The organism is Romboutsia sp., assembly GCF_051659545.1.
Classification (GTDB): domain Bacteria; phylum Bacillota; class Clostridia; order Peptostreptococcales; family Peptostreptococcaceae; genus JBOFOR01.
This window is the reverse complement of record NZ_JBOFOR010000277.1, coordinates 1-16,332: the sequence shown is the minus strand read 5'-3', so window position 1 is coordinate 16,332 and position 16,332 is coordinate 1. Positions and strand designations below refer to the sequence as shown.

Here is a 16,332-nt window from a genome sequence, read left to right as displayed (position 1 = left end):
AAGCTTTAAGTGATGAGTTTAAAGAATATCAAACTAAAGTTGTTAAAAACAGTAAGGCTTTAGCTGAAGAACTAATGAATAGAGGATTTAGATTATTAAGTGGTGGTACTGATAATCATTTAGCGTTATTAGATTTAACTAATAAAAATATAACAGGTAAAGAAGCTGAACATAGATTAGATGAAGCGTACATAACTGTTAATAAGAATGCTATACCGAATGATCCTAATGGTGCCATGGTAACAAGTGGTATAAGAATAGGTACACCAGCTGTTACTACTAGAGGTATGAATGAAGATGATATGAAGGTTATAGCAAAAGCAATAGACCTATGTTTAACAGATAATAACATTGAAAAAGCAAGAGAATTAGTAATAAGCTTAACTAATAGATATCCTTTATATGAAGAGTATAATTTAATGGAGTCTATAGAAGAGTGTGGCATGTTAATCTAATAAAAAGGGACTATAGATAGATTTTAATTTACCAAATCTATCTACAGTCCTTTAAGTTATTTAATATTTTTTATAGCATTAGTTGCAAATTCAGTATTAACAATATCTTTATAAGGTGGTTCTTTGTCTAATTCCTTAGCTTCTTTCATAACCTTCATTAAAGAATTTAAGCTTTCTTCTTTTAATAGAGGATCAGTGGACCAAGCATCTATTGATTTATATCTATCAACAACGGAAACTAAGTCATCTAAAGATAAGTCATTAAAGAAAGGTTGCATAGCTTTTGCAATTTCTTCACTTGAAGCAGTTTTACACCATTGTTGGCCTTTATATACTGCATTAGTAAATCTTTGAATTAAATCTTTGTTATCATTCATATAGTTTTTAGTAGTTGAATAAGCAGTATAAGGAATTTCTCCAGAATCTTTACCTACAGATGCAACAATGTAACCAGTACCTGCTTTTTCCATAGCAGTTCCAGTTGGTTCAAAAGCAGTAGTAAAGTCCCCCTCACCACTAGCAAAAGCTCCAGCCATAGCAGCAAAAGCAACATCTGTTCTTACATTTACATCAGCAGTATTAGAATTTTCAGCTATAGTAAGACCATTTTGCTTTAATACATATTCCAAAGTCATTAATGGTACTCCGCCTTTTCTACCACCTAGTATTTCTTTACCTTTTAAGTCTGAATACTTAAAGTTATCCATTTTTTCTCTAGCAATTATAAAACTACCATCTCTTTTAGTTAATTGAGCAAAATTTACAGCGTAATTTTTATTGTCATGATTATAAACGTAAATAGAAGCTTCAGGCCCCATAAGTCCTACTTGAGCTTCACCTGATATTAAGGCAGCCATAGTTTTATCCGCACCTTGTGCATTTATTATATCAACCTTAATACCTTCATCTTCAAAAAATCCATTGGTCATAGCAACATATTGAGGTGCATAAAAAACTGAATGAGTAACTTCAGCTACAGTCACCTTGTCTAGCTCCTTCTTTTCCTCATCAGTTGTATTCGTGCTAGAACAACCTGTAAGACAAACTACACTTAAAGCTAAAGAACTAGCTAATGCAATTACTTTCTTAAACAAAAAAATCCCCTCCAAACTTTTAATATAAAAAAATGATAAAACTTGATGATAGTATATATTATTAGTTATTAACCTTATTTGTTACTTTTTAAAAGTGTAATTTATTCTTAACTTAAGGCATATATTTATGCAAAACATATTTAAAGGGGGTATTCTATGAAGATAATGGTGATAGGAACAGATAAAATGGCTTGTGGTATTGCACAAATATTAATATCAAATGGAAATGAAGTAATAATTAGAGATAAATCTAATGAGAGTATTGAAAAAGGTGTAATGTCAATTGTTACAAGTTTAGAAAAAGATGTTTCAAAAGGAAAAATAAAAGAAGATGATAAAGACCAAGTTTTAAAGCGAATTTCTGCAACTACAGATATAAAAAGAGCTGCAGATTGTGATTTAATTATAGAAACTATAGATGATAATATGAAGGTTAAGAAAGATTTATTTAGACAATTGGACCATATATGTAAGAGAGATACTGTATTTGCAACTAATACATCAAATTTATCAATAACTGAAATTGCCTCAAGTATTACTAGACCGGAGAAATTAGTTGGGATGAGATTTTTTAACCCTGTATTAGACATAGATTTTGTTGAAATAACCCATACTAATTTTACATCAAAAGAAACTTATAATATAATAAAAAATTTTTCTGATCAAATAAAAAAAAAGGCAATGTGTATAAAGGAAGTTATAATGAAATAATATAAAATAAAACATCTTCTATTTAACAAAGAAAATTATTGAAATAGAAGATGTTTTATTTCATTATGATAAAAATTATCGATAAACCATAAAAAATTATTGCACTATATTTAAATATAATTTAAATTAAATATATATAGTGTCACAATAAATTATATATGGGGGGGAATACTATGGAAATCTCTAAAGTCAAATATGTACCGGAGTTAACATCAAGTTTGAGAAATAATTTTGTATCAATTCCAAGTGTTGTTGCTAAAGCCTCTGGGATAAGGTTTTTTGGAAAGAGACTTAAGTCATTTATTTTTACAACGGATGTTGCTATAATTAAAAATACTAACGCTGATGCTGTAATAGCAGTATATCCATTTACACCTCAGCCAACAATTACTCAAGCTATATTGGCTGTTTCAGATATACCTGTTTTATGCGGTGTTGGTGGGGGATTAACACATGGAACTAGATCAGCAAATATTGCTTTACATGCTGAATTTCAAGGGGCAATAGGAGCCGTACTTAACTCACCAGCTCCAGATGAAACTATAAGGTATGTTAAGGAGTCAATTGATATACCTGTAGTTGTAACTGTAGTATCAGAGTTAACAGATATTCAAAGTAAAATTGATGCAGGTGCAGATATAATAAACGTAAGTGGAGGAGCTAATACAGCTAAGATTGTTAGTAAAATCAGAGAAAAATTTACTCTTATACCTATAATTGCTACAGGGGGACCAACGGAAGAAACAATTTTAGAAACCATTGAGGCTGGTGCAAATGCTATTACATATACACCACCGACAAATGCACAATTATTTAAACATAAAATGCAAGAATATAGAGAGATTGAAGATAAAAAATATAATAATGAATTGTAGTAAGCATTGAAGTATATAAAGAGAAAATATAGAAACGAGGGCTAAATATTTCATAATTAGAAATACCTAGCCCTCGTTTATTATTTTTAATTTATCTTTTAGCATTATATATTTTTTCAATAATATTTAAAATAGCATACATAATCCAGGCACAAAAAGCAAGAACGAATACACCCATCATAACTAAATCTAATTTAAATACTTGACCACCATATACTATTAAATAACCTATGCCATATCTTGAAACTAAAAACTCTCCAACAATTACACCTACCCAAGCCATACCAATATTTATCTTAGTAATATTAATAAGATTTCCTACATTAGAAGGAAGAATAAGTTTAAATAAGATTTGTCCTTTGGTAGCACCGAAGCTCTTGAGCATCTTGATTTTATCTTCATCTATATTTATAAAATAATTGTAAGCAGAAAGTATAGTAACTACTATGGATATTATAACAGCAGTTACAACAATTCCTCTAATACCAGCCCCAGCCCATACTATAATAATAGGTGCAAGAGCAGTTTTAGGAAGAGCATTTAGAACTACTAAAAATGGGTCCATAACTTTAGATAATCTAGGAAACCACCAAAGTATTATGGCGATAATTATACCTAAACTAGTACCTATAATAAGACCTAAAATAGTTTCATATACTGAAATACCTACATGTCGTAAAAGCTCTCCATTTTGTAAATAGTCTATGAATAATCTGTATATATCAGAAGGCTTGCTAAACAAGAATGTTTGAATAACACCATATGAAGCTAATAACTCCCAAAATACTAAAAAGCCCATAAGTAGTAGAACTTGAAATATTAGAATTTTTCTTTTTTCCTTCTTAATATTTTTTAAATACTCAATATAGTCTTGGGATGATTTACTTAATCTCATTGGAATCGAGCTCCTTCCATAAGATGTCAAAGTAGCTTTGGAATTCTGGTACCTTTCTAGTTTGAAGCGGAGTTAAATCTTTATTTTTTCTTAAATCTATACTATGAACACTTTTAACTGTTGCGGGTCTTTTACTCATAACAAGGACTACATCACTAAGTGCGATGGCTTCACTAATATCATGGGTAACTAATATAGCAGATTTCCCCTCATTTTTAATAATTTTATATACATCATCACTAACGATTAATCTAGTTTGATAATCTAAAGCTGAAAAGGGCTCATCTAAAAGCAAAATATCAGGATTAACAGCTAGTGTACGTATTAAAGACACCCTTTGTCTCATTCCACCAGAAAGCTCTTTAGGATACATATTTCTGTATTCCCATAATCCGTAAGTTTTTAATAATCTTTCCACTCTTTCTACTGCTTCCGGAAATTTGTTTCTTTGAATTTCTAGTCCTAAAGTTACATTATCAAGAATATTTCTCCATTCAAGTAAATGGTCTTTTTGAAACATATATCCTATTTTTCCATTAGTTATTACTTCCCCAGTGGTTGGTTTTAGTAGGGAAGTAAGAATATTTAGGATAGTTGATTTGCCACTTCCAGATGGACCAAGAAGGGTTATTATTTGGTGTGGATAAAGGGAGAAGTTGATGTTTTCTAAGACTTGTATTTCTCCATATTTGGTGTAGAAGTTTTTGTATAGATTTTTTACCTCAAGAATTTTTTCCATGATGATTACCCCCTGTGGATTTTACTCTTGGTATATAGTATTAGTCATAGTGGGATTTTGTACCAAAATTCGATGCATAAGATATAAGAAAACAAAAATAATATTATTTAGGTGGATATTTTTCACACGGATTTTATATTATATTTTGCGAAGTAAACTATAATGAAAATACTTATTGTTGAATATGAAACTTGTAATAAAGAAGAACGTTTTTGGGAATCTCATAAGAAATATTTAGATTTACATTTAGTTCTTAAAGGGTGTGAAAGAATGATTTAAATTTTATTGAAAACTTAGGCCAAAAAGAATATGATGATTCTAGCAATTTTCTTTCACTTGAGGGTAATCTAAATAGTCATGTTGAACTAAATAAAGGGGATTTTTTAGTTTGTTATCCAGAAGATGCTCATATGACGGGTATAAAAGTGGATAAAAAAGAAACTATAAAAAAGGCTATCTTCAAAATTAAGATAAAGTAAAGTTGTAACAAAAACAAAAAGATACCATAGAAAAGATGCTATTAATAGAAATATAGCATCTTTTTATTATTATCAATAATACTATTAAATCTTTGTTCTAATATATATTTTTATTAAGTATAAAATAAAAGTACTTTCAATATTTTAAAAGTTAAAGGAAAATATAATAAAATTTAAAAGAGAATGAAAGTAATTTCACATTCATTCAAGTAAAATAAGAAAAATCACTAGAATCAATACGAAAATAGCAAAAATATTAAAATCTCTTTCAAAAACTTTCAAAGTTGTTGCGTTATGATAATTACATATATACAATTAAGGTATAAAGAGGCAAAAAATAAAATACCTTGACTACTAATCAAAAGGAGAATAGATAGTATGCAGTACTCTGATAATACTGTTTTAAAAAACTTAAAGTCAAGATATGATAGCTTAACTAATGTAGAAAAGACTATAGCATATTTTTTCATAAATAATAGAGAAGAACAAAAACTTTCATCAAAAATAGTCTCAGACAAATTATTTGTTTCAGAAGCATCATTATCCAGATTTGCTAAAAAGTGTGGGTATAAGGGGTTTAGAGAATTTATATTTGAATATGAAAAAAATATAAGTAGATACAACAGGGAAGAGATTTCTAATTTAGTCATAAATACATATCAAGACTTATTAGACAGTTGCCATATGATGATTAACAAAGAACAAATGAAAAAAGTAGCACATTTATTAACAGGATCTGAAAGAGTATGTGTTTTCGGAATGGGGAGTTCTGGAATAGCAGGGGAAGAGGTTCATTTAAGATTTATGAGACTAGGCTTAAATATTGAAGCAGTACATGATTCTCATAGAATAAAAATGTTAGCATCATTAGCAGATGAAAACACAGTAATTATAGCAATATCTCTAAGTGGCAAAACAAAAGAAATACTTCAAGGGTTAGGTATAGCAAAAGCGAATGGAGCTAAAATTGTAATGATAACTTCAAATAATTCTTTCCATTTATCAAGCTTTTGTGATGAAGTTATATTAATACCTACAATAAACTCTCTTGAAGCTGGAGATTGTATATCTCCACAATTCCCAGTTTTAGTAATGGTAGACGTTTTATATACATACTTCATAAATATTGAAAGTTACTACCAAAAGAAGATGAATACTTTAAATGTTCTTTTTGAGGCAGACAAAGAAAACGTTTTACTGTAATCGAATTGATTTATTAGGTAATATACCTTATAAAATAGCTTTAAGTACTTATATGATAAGAAATTTATATTTTATTACAACTAAACAAAGAGGGGAATGATATTATGAAAAAAAAGTTACTAAGCTTGTTCGTAACTTCTATGTTGACATTAAACCTAGTAGGATGTTCTAGCACATCAGAAAAACCAGAAGGTGAAAAACCAAGTAGTCAAAAATCAGCAGCAAACACACTTTACTCAAATGGTGGTCCAGAAGAATTCTTTGAAACACCTTGGTTAAACCCAGGAACTTTTGTATATAACAAGGTTTTATATGACAGATTAATATTTGCAGATGAGAACTTAGAACCAATTCTAGGGGAAGGACAATTAGCAAAATCTTATGAAATGTCAGAAGATGGAATGAACTTAAAGTTTGTATTAAGAGACAATATATTATGGCATGATGGTGAACCAGTAACAGCTCAAGATATAAAATGGAGTATGGAATATAGTTTAAAGACAACAATTTTAAACAATGTTTTTGGAAATACATTTAAAGCTATTGAAGGAGCACAAGATTACTTAGATGGAAAAGCAACTGAAATATCAGGTATAGTAATTGATGGAAACAACATTGAAATAAAGTTTGCTAAATTTGCACCAGATGCATTACTTACTTTCACTCAATTTGCTCCACTTCCACAAAAACATCTTAAAGATGTAGACCCAGTTAAATTCCAACAAGCTGAATTCTTCAGAAATCCAATAGGTTCTGGACCATTCAAAGTTGAAGAAGTTAAAATGGGTAATTACACAACTTTAGCTGGATTTGATAAGTACTGGGATGGAAAGCCAGCATATAATATGCACTTAAACCCAAGTCCTGGTGATAGTGATCCAAACTTAGTTACAAATGCAAAAGCTGGACTTTTAGATTATACATATACTAAAAATATAGCTGATGTTAAAGCCCTTGAAAACAATGAAGGAACAAAAATTGATAAAGTAGATGTAAGATATACAAGATTATTCTTTGCTAACAAGTTTAATAAAAAAGATGGTTCTCCATCTCCGCTAGCAGACAAGAAAGTTCGTCAAGCTATAAAGTACGCATTAGATATGAATTCAATACTTGATGGTATATTTGAAGGAGCTGCAATTCCTGCAAACAGTTTAACTCCAAATGGTCCTGATAAAGTAGATGGATTAAATAATTATGATTTTAATCAAGAAAAAGCTAAACAATTATTAAAAGAAGCTAATTGGGATCCAAATACTGTATTAAAAGTAGGTTATTACTACAATGACCAACAAACTGTAGATTTAATGTCTATAATACAAAACTACTTATCTCAAGTTGGAATAAAAATGGAATTCAAATTAGTAGAAGGTGACTTAGCTACATTATTATGGTCATTACCAGAAAATCCAGTAAATGGTCCATCTGCAATAGATTTTGATTTAATATATGGAGCAACTGCTGCACTTTCTATGCATGAATACTATGACAGATACCAAACTGGCGCTGCATTAAACTCTCATACACCAGGAAAACCAGAGTTAGATAAGTTAATTGAACAAACTAATGCAACTCTAGATCCAAATGAAACTAAAAAAGCATTTAATGAATTACAAAAATATGAAAATGAAGAGTTATTTGTTTTACCTTTATACTATCAACCAATATTTGTTATGAAAAGTGATAAGATAAAAGGTATGCCAGAAAAACTTGGTAACCCACAATTCAACTATAAGTGGGATATACACAAGTGGACTTTAGCTGAATAATTTTTATAATGCTCAGGCAAACCTTATCATATATATATTACTTAAAGTATTAAAAAATAGGAATTCTTAATTTCTACAATGGGGTTGTATAATACAGGTTTATACAACCCCATTATTTATAAGGAGGCAAAAAATGTTTAAATATACATTGAAAAAAATACTTGGTATGATACCTATGTTAATTATTATAACTTTTATTATTTATTTTTTATTAGACTTAACTCCTGGGGATACTGTATCACACTTAATGGACCCAGAATCGTTAGCAAGATTATCGCCAGAACAACTAGCAGCTTTAAAAGATGCTTATGGACTAAATGATGGGTTTGTTGTTAGATACTTTAAATGGCTATGGCAAATACTACAAGGTAATTTTGGGTATAGCGCAAGTAGTGGTGTAGCAGTTATTGATATTATAAAAGATACTTTACCAGCAACTTTAGAATTATCAGCAGCAGCCTTATTAATTTCTACAGTATTAGGAAGTATATTAGGAGTTATAGGAGCCATAAAAAAAGGAACTATAGGCGACAATATTCTAACAGTTGCAGGGATGGTAGGAGTATCAATACCACAATTCTTCTTTGGGATGGTAACTATACTAATATTTGCTCTAAATCTAAAATGGTTACCTGCAGGTGGAAGAACTGCACCAGGCCTTGTAGGTTTTATGGATAGAATAGAATATTTAATCTTACCTGCTGCAGTACTTGGATTATCACTAACAGCAGGGGTAATGAGATATGCAAGAACTAGTATGTTAAATACTATGAATAAAGAATATATTAAAACAGCAAGAAGTAAAGGAATACCAGAGTGGAGAGTTAACTTAGTACATGGCTTTAGAGTATCATTAACACCTGTAATAGTACTTATAGGATTTAGATTACCAACTTTAATTGCAGGTTCTGTAGTTATAGAATCAATATTCCAGTGGCCTGGAGTTGGAAATGTATTTAATACAGCTATAAGAGCTGCAAATTATAACTTAGTAATGGTTGTTGCACTAATGTTTGTAACTATGGTTTTAATAGCTTCTACTTTAGTAGATATATTTACAGCTATTCTAGACCCTAGAGTAAAGCTTGAAAAATAGGGAGGGAATATAATGATTGGATTATCAGCTAAAGATAGGTTGAATAATAAATTTGATAAGATTAAGGAAAGAGAAGAAGATAAAACCTTTAAAAAATCTAAAAGTAGAGTAGTTAGTAAACTATTATCAAATAAACTTACGGTAGCAGGGATTGCAATATTTTTACTTATATTATTATCATGTATCTTTGCACCAGTTTTGACTAAATATGATCCGCTACAGGTTGATATGAGAAACATATTAAAAGCACCATCAAGTGAACATATATTAGGTACAGATAAAATAGGTAGAGATATATTTACTAGAATTTTATATGGTGGTAGATTGTCTATAGCAATAGGATTTGGTAGTGCGATAGGATGTGCTATAATTGGAGTTCTACTTGGATGTTATAGTGGTTACAAGGGAGGACTATTAGATAGGATTTTAGTTAGAATATCTGAAATATTCATGTCATTCCCTCAATTAATATTAGTATTAATGTTAGTTTCAATAATAGGGCAAAGTCCAATAAATATTATAGTAATCTTTATCATCTGTGGATGGGGTAGTGTATTTAGAATGGCTAGATCACAAATCCTGTCTATAAGAGAAGAAGAGTATGTACAATCACTTAAAGTATTTGGATTAAATGATTTTGTAATATGCTATAAGCATATGTTACCGAATATAATAGGTCCTATATCAGTAAACATTACATTAAGTACAGCAATGTTCATTCTAGAAGAAGCAGCACTTAGCTTTTTAGGTCTTGGTGTACCTCTAGAAATAGCTACATGGGGAAATATTTTAAATGCATCTCAAGATTTATTTACTCTTCAAAATAATTGGTGGATGTGGTTACCAGTTGGTATCATTATATCTTTATTTGTTATGAGTATTAACTTTGTAGGAGATGGGCTTAGAGATTCTACAGATCCAACAAGTGTTGAATAGGGGGAAAAGTCATGGATAAGATTATTACAGTAAACAACTTAAAAACATATTTTTATGCTAACAATAGATGTAACAAAGCTTTAAATGGTGTATCAATGGAAATCAAAAGAGGAAAAACTCTTTGTATAGTTGGAGAATCAGGTTGTGGTAAAAGTGTTACAGCATCCTCAATAATGCAACTTCTTCCTAAGTTTTCAAGGATAGAGGAAGGGGAGATAATTTATCACGGTGAAAATGGAAAGGACATTGAAATACATAAACTAGAAAAAAATTCTAAAGAAATGAGAGCTCTTAGAGGAAAAGATATAGCAATGATATTTCAAGATCCAATGACTGCACTTAATCCTGTATACACAATAGGTTGGCAAATAATAGAAATGATTAGGAGTCATGAAAATATATCTAAAAAAGAAGCTAAAGAAAGAGCTTTAAAGTTATTAAAAGATATGGGTATACCTCTTGCTGAAAAAAGAATAGACCAATATCCTCATGAGTTTTCAGGTGGTATGAGACAAAGAGCAATGATAGCAATGGCTATGAGTTGTAATCCAAAGGTATTAATAGCAGATGAGCCCACAACTGCACTTGATGTTACTATACAAGCTCAGATATTTGAATTAATGGATAAATTAAAAAGAGAATATAACACAGCAATAATGCTTATAACACACGACATGGGAGTTGTTTGTGAATTAGCAGATGATGTTGCAGTGATGTATATGGGTAATATTATAGAAAGTGGAAGTGCAAAAGAAGTACTAGAATCACCAAGCCATCCATATACAAGAGCATTACTAAAATCTATACCTGTATTAGGCAAAGGAGCTGACCAGGATATTAATCCAATAAAAGGTGCAACACCAGATCCATTTGATAGACCACCAGGATGTCAGTTTGGTCCAAGATGTGATTATTATTCAAAAGAGTGTGATGAACAAATGCCAGAGGAAGTTTATTTAAACGAAGGTACTCACATGGTTAGATGTATAAAATGCAAGGAGGTGGCTTTAAATGGATAAAGAGGTTTTACTTAAATTAAATGGAGTAAAAAATTACTTTCCTGTAAATAATGGAATATTTTCTAAAAATAAATCTTATGTTAAAGCAGTTAATGATGTTAGTTTAGAAATATATAAAGGTGAAACTTTAGGTCTTGTTGGAGAAAGTGGTTGTGGAAAAACTACACTAGGAAAAACCATACTTCAACTTTATAAAGCAACTGATGGAGAAATAATTTACAGCTTTGAAGATGGAGCTAAAGATTTAATTAAACTAAAGAAAGATGAAATGGATTTAGCAAGAAAAAAAATTCAAATAGTATTCCAAGACCCACATTCTTCACTAAATCCATCATTTACAATATATCAATCATTATCAGACCCACTTAAAAAATTTGGTATAAAGTCAAAAGAAGAAAGAAGAAAAATAATAGGAGATTTACTAGAAGCTGTAAACATGAGAAGAGAATATATGGACAGATACCCTCATGAATTCTCAGGTGGACAACGTCAAAGAATAGGGATTGCAAGAGCATTATCAATAAATCCAGAACTTGTAATCTGTGATGAAGCAGTATCAGCCCTTGACGTGTCAATACAAGCACAAGTACTAAACTTATTAAAAGAATTAAAAGAAAAGCATAAATTAACTTATATTTTTATAACACATGACTTAAGTGTAGTGGAATATATAAGTGATAGAATAGCAGTAATGTATTTAGGAAAAATAGTAGAACTCGCTGATGCGAAGTCTTTATATAAAAACACTTTACATCCATATACAAAAGCATTACTTTCAGCTATACCAGTAGCAGATATAAATTATAAGAAAGAAAGAATAGTTCTAGAAGGAGATGTACCTAGTCCTATGAATCCACCAAGTGGCTGTTTCTTCCACCCAAGATGTAAAAATTGCATGGAAATATGTAAAAAAGAAGTTCCAGAAATGAAATCATATACAATAGATGGAAGAAATCATCTTGTTGCATGTCATCTAGCATCAATAGAAATGGAAGAAGGTGTAGTTAATGGATAGAGAAGAAATATTAGAATCAATAAAAGATAGCGTAATAATATCTTGTCAAGCACTTCCAAATGAACCATTATATGTGGAAGAAAAATCAATAATGTACTTAATGGCAAGAGCAGCAAAAATAGCTGGTAGTCCCGCTATTAGAACAAATGGAATAAGCGATGTAATCGCTATAAAAAAGGAAACAGGCCTTCCTGTAATAGGACTAATAAAAAAGCACTATGATGATTCTGATGTATATATAACACCAACTATGAAGGAAGTAGATGAATTAGTAGAAGCGGGTAGTGATGTTATAGCATTAGATTGTACTTTTTTAAAAAGACCAAATGAAGAGTCTATCAATGATTTTATAAAAAAGATTAAAGCAAAATACCCAAATATAATTTTAATGGCAGATATATCAACTTATGAAGAAGGCATAAATGCCAATAAGTGTGGAGTCGATTTAATAGGAACTACTATGAATGGATACACAGAACAAAGCATAAAAGCAAACGTAACTAACTTAGAATTAGTTAAAATGCTAGTAAAAGAAATAGATATTCCAATAATAGCTGAAGGTAGAATACACTATCCACATCAAGTAAAAGAAATGTTAGATGCAGGAGCTTACTCTGTAGTGGTTGGAGGAGCAATTACTAGACCTTTAGAAATAGCCCAAAGATTTATAAGTGCAGCTAAAGGAGAAGCGTAATATGAATTATCTTGGACTTGATATAGGTGGAACAGCCTTGAAAATTGCAATACTAGATGAAGCTGGAAATATAATAGCAAGCAGTAATTATCCTGTTAACTTTGATAACTACAATACACCAATATTAAATACAGCAATAGAAAAAAGTGAAATATTTTTACTTGAAAATAAAATAGATAAACTAGAGGGAATAGCTATATCAGCTACTGGTCAAATCGATGTAAAAAAAGGCATGGTAGTTGGAACTGGTGGAAATATAAAAAATTACCAAGGTTCAAAATTTAAAGAAGAATTCGAAAAGAAATACAATGTAAGAACCACAGTTATAAATGACGCTAACAGTGCAGTACTTGGAGAAGTTTTTTTAGGCAATGCTAAAAACTATAAGAATGTAGTTATGGTTACTATAGGCACAGGAGTAGGTGGTGGAATAGTAACTAACTCTAAAGTATTAAATGGTACATTAGGCATTGGAGGAGAAGTAGGACATTTTTCAATAAACAATAAAGGAATCAAATGCAGCTGTGGAAATAGAGGGTGTTATGAACGATATGCTTCTATGACCGCATTAATCAAAAGAGTAAAAGAAGAACTGAATATAGAAAATATAAATGGGAAAGAAATTTTTGAACAAATTAACATAAATGAAAGTATGAAAAATATAGTAGATGAATGGATAGAAGATGTTGCACATGGAATAATTTCTTTAGTACATATATTCAATCCAGAAATAGTAATAATAGGTGGAGCTGTAAGTGAACAAAAAGAATTATTTGTTAATAAAGTAGAAGCATTAGTTAAAGAAAATGGCATGGAAAACTTTGTTAAAAATTTAGAAATAGAAGCAGCCAAGTTAAAAAACGATGCAGGATTAGTAGGAGCACTATACTATCATATAAAAGGGGAGAAATAAGATGAATTATAATATGGAAAAATTCAAAAACATTACAGTAGCACTTAATACACCATTTAAAGAAAGCGGAGAAGTAGATTTAGAAAAAACTAGAGAGTTAGTAAACTATCTATATAATAAAGGGATAAAAAGTTTATACGTATGTGGAAGTACAGGAGAAGGCTTCTTACTTGATAATGAAGAAAGAAAAAGCGTAGTAGAAGCTGTTTGTGAAGAAGTAAAAGATAAAATGACAATAATAGTTCATGTTGGATGTGCTAGTACAAAACATTCATGCGAATTAGCAAAACATGCAGGAGAATGTGGTGCTCATGCTACATCAGCAGTACCAAGTGTTTATTACAGATTAGGAGAAGAAAGTGTATATACTCATTGGAGCGAAATAACTAAAGCGAGTGATCTACCATTCTTTATATACAATATACCTCAATTAACAGGATTCAATTTATCAGATGGATTGCTTAGAAAAATGTGTGAAAATGAAAAAGTAAAAGGTGTTAAATGTTCTTCAGACCCAGCACATGATATAGGAAGATACAAAGCTATTGGAGGAGATGACTTCCTAGTATTCAATGGTCCAGATGAGCAGTATTTAGCAGGTAGAATGATGGGTGCTGATGCAGGTATAGGTGGAACTTATGCAGGTATGCCAGAATTATACTTAAAATTAGAAGATTTAATAAGAAGAAATGAATACGACAAAGCTAAAAAATTACAAGCGATAATGTTAGATTATGTTTATAGAATGTGTAGCTTTGGCTCATTATACGGATGTGTTAAGTCATTAATAAAATTAGATGGTTTAGATATAGGTATTCCAAGATTACCATTCTTACCTGTAAGTAGTGAAGATGATAAATTAGTACAATTGCATAAAGATATTAAGAATACTATAGAAGAAACTAAATGTTGGTAGGTGATTTAGTGAATATAGTGTGCTTTGGAGATTCAAATACACATGGTTATAATCCTGAAAATGGTGGAAGATATAGTAAAAATGAAAGATGGACAGGTATTTTACAAAACATACTTGGAAATGAGTACTATGTTATAGAAGAAGGATTAAGTGGAAGAACTACTGTTTTTAATGATCCATTATTTGAAGGTCTAAGTGGTCTTGATTATATAGTACCTTGTCTTATGACTCATGAGCCTGTAGATTTACTAATTATTATGCTGGGAACAAATGATACCAAGGAACGCTTTGGAGCTAGTGCAGAAGCTATAGCTTTAGGATTAGAAAGATTAATAAAAAAAGTTCAAAGTTGTGAAGTTGCATTTATAAATAACAAGCCAAACATTTTAGTTGTACCACCACTACCTATAAGAGAAGAAATAAAGAGTGTAGAGTGTTTCCATACGATGGGAAGAGGATGCTCTGAAAAATCTTATAAACTTGCTTCACTTTATGAAAAATCTTCTAAAACACTAGGATGTCATTATTTTGATCCTTCACCTTATGCAATTTGTAGTGATTATGATTATATGCATCTTTCAAAAGAAAGTCATGAAGTATTAGCTAAGAAGCTTTCGGAAGTAATTAAAACTATTAAATAAAAAACCAACTACGTTTATTTCAATTTGTCAACTTGGTTGAGTTTTAAATAGAATAGGACTGTAGATAGGTTTGCTAAAAACAAACTTATCTATAGTCCTAAAATTTATTCTAAATTCAATTTTTTATCTAAGATAAACTTAGTTCCAAAGAACAACCCTATTAATAATACAAGATTGAATAATGTACTAACTAACATTCCATCATTAATCAAAGTAGTAATTCCAGTTATAAGATCAGATTCCAAAATTTGCTGAGTACGATTGCTAAAATACATCATAGCAAAGAAATTTTCTATAAAAGAAAACACTACATTTATACCAATGAAACTAATAAAAGAAGCTAAGTTTCTATGCTTACTAAATACTGGTAACTGTCCCATTGATAAAGATAAGTACACAGTAAATATAAATATAGAGTAAGTTAAAAACATAAGTAATACCACATTTAAAACACTTGGTAAATAAATTCCTACAGGAACCAATCTAAATAACTCCCCTACAGCATCAAACCAAGTAGCAAAGTCAAACCCACCTTCAAGGAAAAAAGGTATAAAAATTATTAAGCAAAATGCCACAAAAGCTACAAAACCGCTTAATACAGTCCATAATAAGGCTGCTAAATACTTAGAAACTAATATAGAACCATTGCTTACAGGAAGAGTAAACATCAAGTAACCTTCATCACCTAATAAATTTTTGCTAAAACGTTGTACTATTACTACTATAGTTATTACAAATAGAGATATAATTAAGGCCCCAAATATCATAGCAATTAAACCTTGTATCTTAAACATATCTGCATTTACAGATAATCCATTTATAAGTGCAACTACTAATAAAGTAATATAAAGAGGTAAGAACACCCTCGAGGTTGCTTTAAAT

The 16,332-nt window shown here is 30.2% G+C and carries 18 protein-coding genes and 1 pseudogene; 15 read left to right on the top strand and 4 right to left on the bottom strand.

Annotation, left to right across the window (positions count from 1 at the left end; translation table 11 throughout):
• Positions 1–455: pseudogene (locus tag ACRC03_RS16680) on the top strand (serine hydroxymethyltransferase); the annotation flags it as partial.
• Positions 456–511: 56 nt separating this feature from the next.
• On the opposite strand, the gene ACRC03_RS16675 reads toward ACRC03_RS16680, so the two are convergent.
• Positions 512–1,549: an ABC transporter substrate-binding protein gene (locus ACRC03_RS16675; RefSeq protein ID WP_438653727.1), complete on the bottom strand. Its 1,038-nt coding sequence runs from the start codon at positions 1,547–1,549 to the stop codon at positions 512–514.
• A 156-nt stretch (positions 1,550–1,705) separates the two neighbouring features.
• On the opposite strand from ACRC03_RS16675, the gene ACRC03_RS16670 reads away from it, so the two are divergent.
• Entirely contained in the window at positions 1,706–2,260 is a 555-nt protein-coding gene (locus ACRC03_RS16670) for a 3-hydroxyacyl-CoA dehydrogenase family protein (protein WP_438653726.1), read from the top strand.
• Positions 2,261–2,433: 173 nt separating this feature from the next.
• Positions 2,434–3,135 carry a hydrolase gene (locus ACRC03_RS16665; protein WP_438653725.1) on the top strand — a complete coding sequence of 234 codons (702 nt, stop codon included), beginning with the start codon at positions 2,434–2,436 and terminating at the stop codon, positions 3,133–3,135.
• A gap of 91 nt (positions 3,136–3,226) precedes the next feature.
• Here ACRC03_RS16665 and ACRC03_RS16660 read toward each other — a convergent pair whose 3' ends face one another.
• Positions 3,227–4,030 carry an ABC transporter permease gene (locus tag ACRC03_RS16660; protein ID WP_438653724.1) on the bottom strand — a complete coding sequence of 268 codons (804 nt, stop codon included), beginning with the start codon at positions 4,028–4,030 and terminating at the stop codon, positions 3,227–3,229.
• Positions 4,017–4,769 carry an ABC transporter ATP-binding protein gene (locus tag ACRC03_RS16655; RefSeq protein WP_438653723.1) on the bottom strand — a complete coding sequence of 251 codons (753 nt, stop codon included), beginning with the start codon at positions 4,767–4,769 and terminating at the stop codon, positions 4,017–4,019. The genes ACRC03_RS16660 and ACRC03_RS16655 overlap by 14 nt, the downstream gene beginning before the upstream one ends.
• 162 nt (positions 4,770–4,931) lie before the next feature.
• On the opposite strand from ACRC03_RS16655, the gene ACRC03_RS16650 reads away from it, so the two are divergent.
• From ACRC03_RS16650 to ACRC03_RS16595, 12 genes are all read left to right on the top strand, one after another.
• Complete coding sequence (locus ACRC03_RS16650) at positions 4,932–5,048, top strand: YhcH/YjgK/YiaL family protein (RefSeq protein ID WP_438653722.1); 117 nt, start codon at positions 4,932–4,934, stop codon at positions 5,046–5,048.
• Positions 5,049–5,053: 5 nt separating this feature from the next.
• Entirely contained in the window at positions 5,054–5,248 is a 195-nt protein-coding gene (locus ACRC03_RS16645) for a YhcH/YjgK/YiaL family protein (protein WP_438653728.1), read from the top strand.
• Between the two features lie 378 nt (positions 5,249–5,626).
• Positions 5,627–6,451, top strand: coding sequence for a MurR/RpiR family transcriptional regulator (locus ACRC03_RS16640; RefSeq protein ID WP_438653721.1), 825 nt, complete (start codon positions 5,627–5,629; stop codon positions 6,449–6,451).
• Between the two features lie 104 nt (positions 6,452–6,555).
• Complete coding sequence (locus ACRC03_RS16635) at positions 6,556–8,220, top strand: ABC transporter substrate-binding protein (protein WP_438653720.1); 1,665 nt, start codon at positions 6,556–6,558, stop codon at positions 8,218–8,220.
• Between the two features lie 133 nt (positions 8,221–8,353).
• The gene (locus ACRC03_RS16630) at positions 8,354–9,316 is read left to right on the top strand and encodes an ABC transporter permease (protein WP_438653719.1); all 963 of its coding nucleotides are present in this window, start codon (positions 8,354–8,356) and stop codon (positions 9,314–9,316) included.
• Between the two features lie 12 nt (positions 9,317–9,328).
• Positions 9,329–10,252, top strand: a complete 924-nt coding sequence (locus tag ACRC03_RS16625; RefSeq protein WP_438653718.1) for an ABC transporter permease — start codon at positions 9,329–9,331, stop codon at positions 10,250–10,252.
• A gap of 11 nt (positions 10,253–10,263) precedes the next feature.
• On the top strand, positions 10,264–11,271 hold the full coding sequence (locus tag ACRC03_RS16620) for an ABC transporter ATP-binding protein (RefSeq protein WP_438653717.1): 1,008 nt from the start codon (positions 10,264–10,266) through the stop codon (positions 11,269–11,271).
• On the top strand, positions 11,264–12,286 hold the full coding sequence (locus tag ACRC03_RS16615) for an ABC transporter ATP-binding protein (protein WP_438653716.1): 1,023 nt from the start codon (positions 11,264–11,266) through the stop codon (positions 12,284–12,286). Before ACRC03_RS16620 ends, ACRC03_RS16615 begins: the two co-directional genes overlap by 8 nt.
• Positions 12,279–12,980, top strand: coding sequence for an N-acetylmannosamine-6-phosphate 2-epimerase (locus ACRC03_RS16610; RefSeq protein ID WP_438653715.1), 702 nt, complete (start codon positions 12,279–12,281; stop codon positions 12,978–12,980). The genes ACRC03_RS16615 and ACRC03_RS16610 overlap by 8 nt, the downstream gene beginning before the upstream one ends.
• A 1-nt stretch (position 12,981) precedes the next feature.
• On the top strand, positions 12,982–13,893 hold the full coding sequence (locus ACRC03_RS16605; RefSeq protein ID WP_438653714.1) for an ROK family protein: 912 nt from the start codon (positions 12,982–12,984) through the stop codon (positions 13,891–13,893).
• Position 13,894: 1 nt separating this feature from the next.
• Positions 13,895–14,809, top strand: a complete 915-nt coding sequence (locus ACRC03_RS16600; protein WP_438653713.1) for a dihydrodipicolinate synthase family protein — start codon at positions 13,895–13,897, stop codon at positions 14,807–14,809.
• Positions 14,800–15,450, top strand: coding sequence for an SGNH/GDSL hydrolase family protein (locus tag ACRC03_RS16595; protein WP_438653712.1), 651 nt, complete (start codon positions 14,800–14,802; stop codon positions 15,448–15,450). Before ACRC03_RS16600 ends, ACRC03_RS16595 begins: the two co-directional genes overlap by 10 nt.
• A 104-nt stretch (positions 15,451–15,554) precedes the next feature.
• On the opposite strand, the gene ACRC03_RS16590 is transcribed toward ACRC03_RS16595, so the two are convergent.
• A partial coding sequence (locus ACRC03_RS16590; protein ID WP_438653711.1) for a hypothetical protein occupies positions 15,555–16,332 on the bottom strand: 778 nt, incomplete at its 5' end.

Excerpts from the sequence above, each read along its gene's own strand:
- ACRC03_RS16660 (WP_438653724.1), bottom strand. The coding sequence starts at position 4,030 with ATGAGATTAAGTAAATCATCCCAAGACTATATTGAGTATTTAAAAAAT.
- ACRC03_RS16610 (WP_438653715.1), top strand. The coding sequence starts at position 12,279 with ATGGATAGAGAAGAAATATTAGAATCAATAAAAGATAGCGTAATAATA.
- ACRC03_RS16605 (WP_438653714.1), top strand. The coding sequence starts at position 12,982 with ATGAATTATCTTGGACTTGATATAGGTGGAACAGCCTTGAAAATTGCA.
- ACRC03_RS16640 (WP_438653721.1), top strand. The coding sequence starts at position 5,627 with ATGCAGTACTCTGATAATACTGTTTTAAAAAACTTAAAGTCAAGATAT.
- ACRC03_RS16615 (WP_438653716.1), top strand. The coding sequence starts at position 11,264 with ATGGATAAAGAGGTTTTACTTAAATTAAATGGAGTAAAAAATTACTTT.
- ACRC03_RS16655 (WP_438653723.1), bottom strand. The coding sequence starts at position 4,769 with ATGGAAAAAATTCTTGAGGTAAAAAATCTATACAAAAACTTCTACACC.
- ACRC03_RS16635 (WP_438653720.1), top strand. The coding sequence starts at position 6,556 with ATGAAAAAAAAGTTACTAAGCTTGTTCGTAACTTCTATGTTGACATTA.
- ACRC03_RS16595 (WP_438653712.1), top strand. The coding sequence starts at position 14,800 with ATGTTGGTAGGTGATTTAGTGAATATAGTGTGCTTTGGAGATTCAAAT.
- ACRC03_RS16620 (WP_438653717.1), top strand. The coding sequence starts at position 10,264 with ATGGATAAGATTATTACAGTAAACAACTTAAAAACATATTTTTATGCT.
- ACRC03_RS16600 (WP_438653713.1), top strand. The coding sequence starts at position 13,895 with ATGAATTATAATATGGAAAAATTCAAAAACATTACAGTAGCACTTAAT.
- ACRC03_RS16650 (WP_438653722.1), top strand. The coding sequence starts at position 4,932 with ATGAAAATACTTATTGTTGAATATGAAACTTGTAATAAAGAAGAACGT.
- ACRC03_RS16670 (WP_438653726.1), top strand. The coding sequence starts at position 1,706 with ATGAAGATAATGGTGATAGGAACAGATAAAATGGCTTGTGGTATTGCA.
- ACRC03_RS16665 (WP_438653725.1), top strand. The coding sequence starts at position 2,434 with ATGGAAATCTCTAAAGTCAAATATGTACCGGAGTTAACATCAAGTTTG.
- ACRC03_RS16630 (WP_438653719.1), top strand. The coding sequence starts at position 8,354 with ATGTTTAAATATACATTGAAAAAAATACTTGGTATGATACCTATGTTA.
- ACRC03_RS16625 (WP_438653718.1), top strand. The coding sequence starts at position 9,329 with ATGATTGGATTATCAGCTAAAGATAGGTTGAATAATAAATTTGATAAG.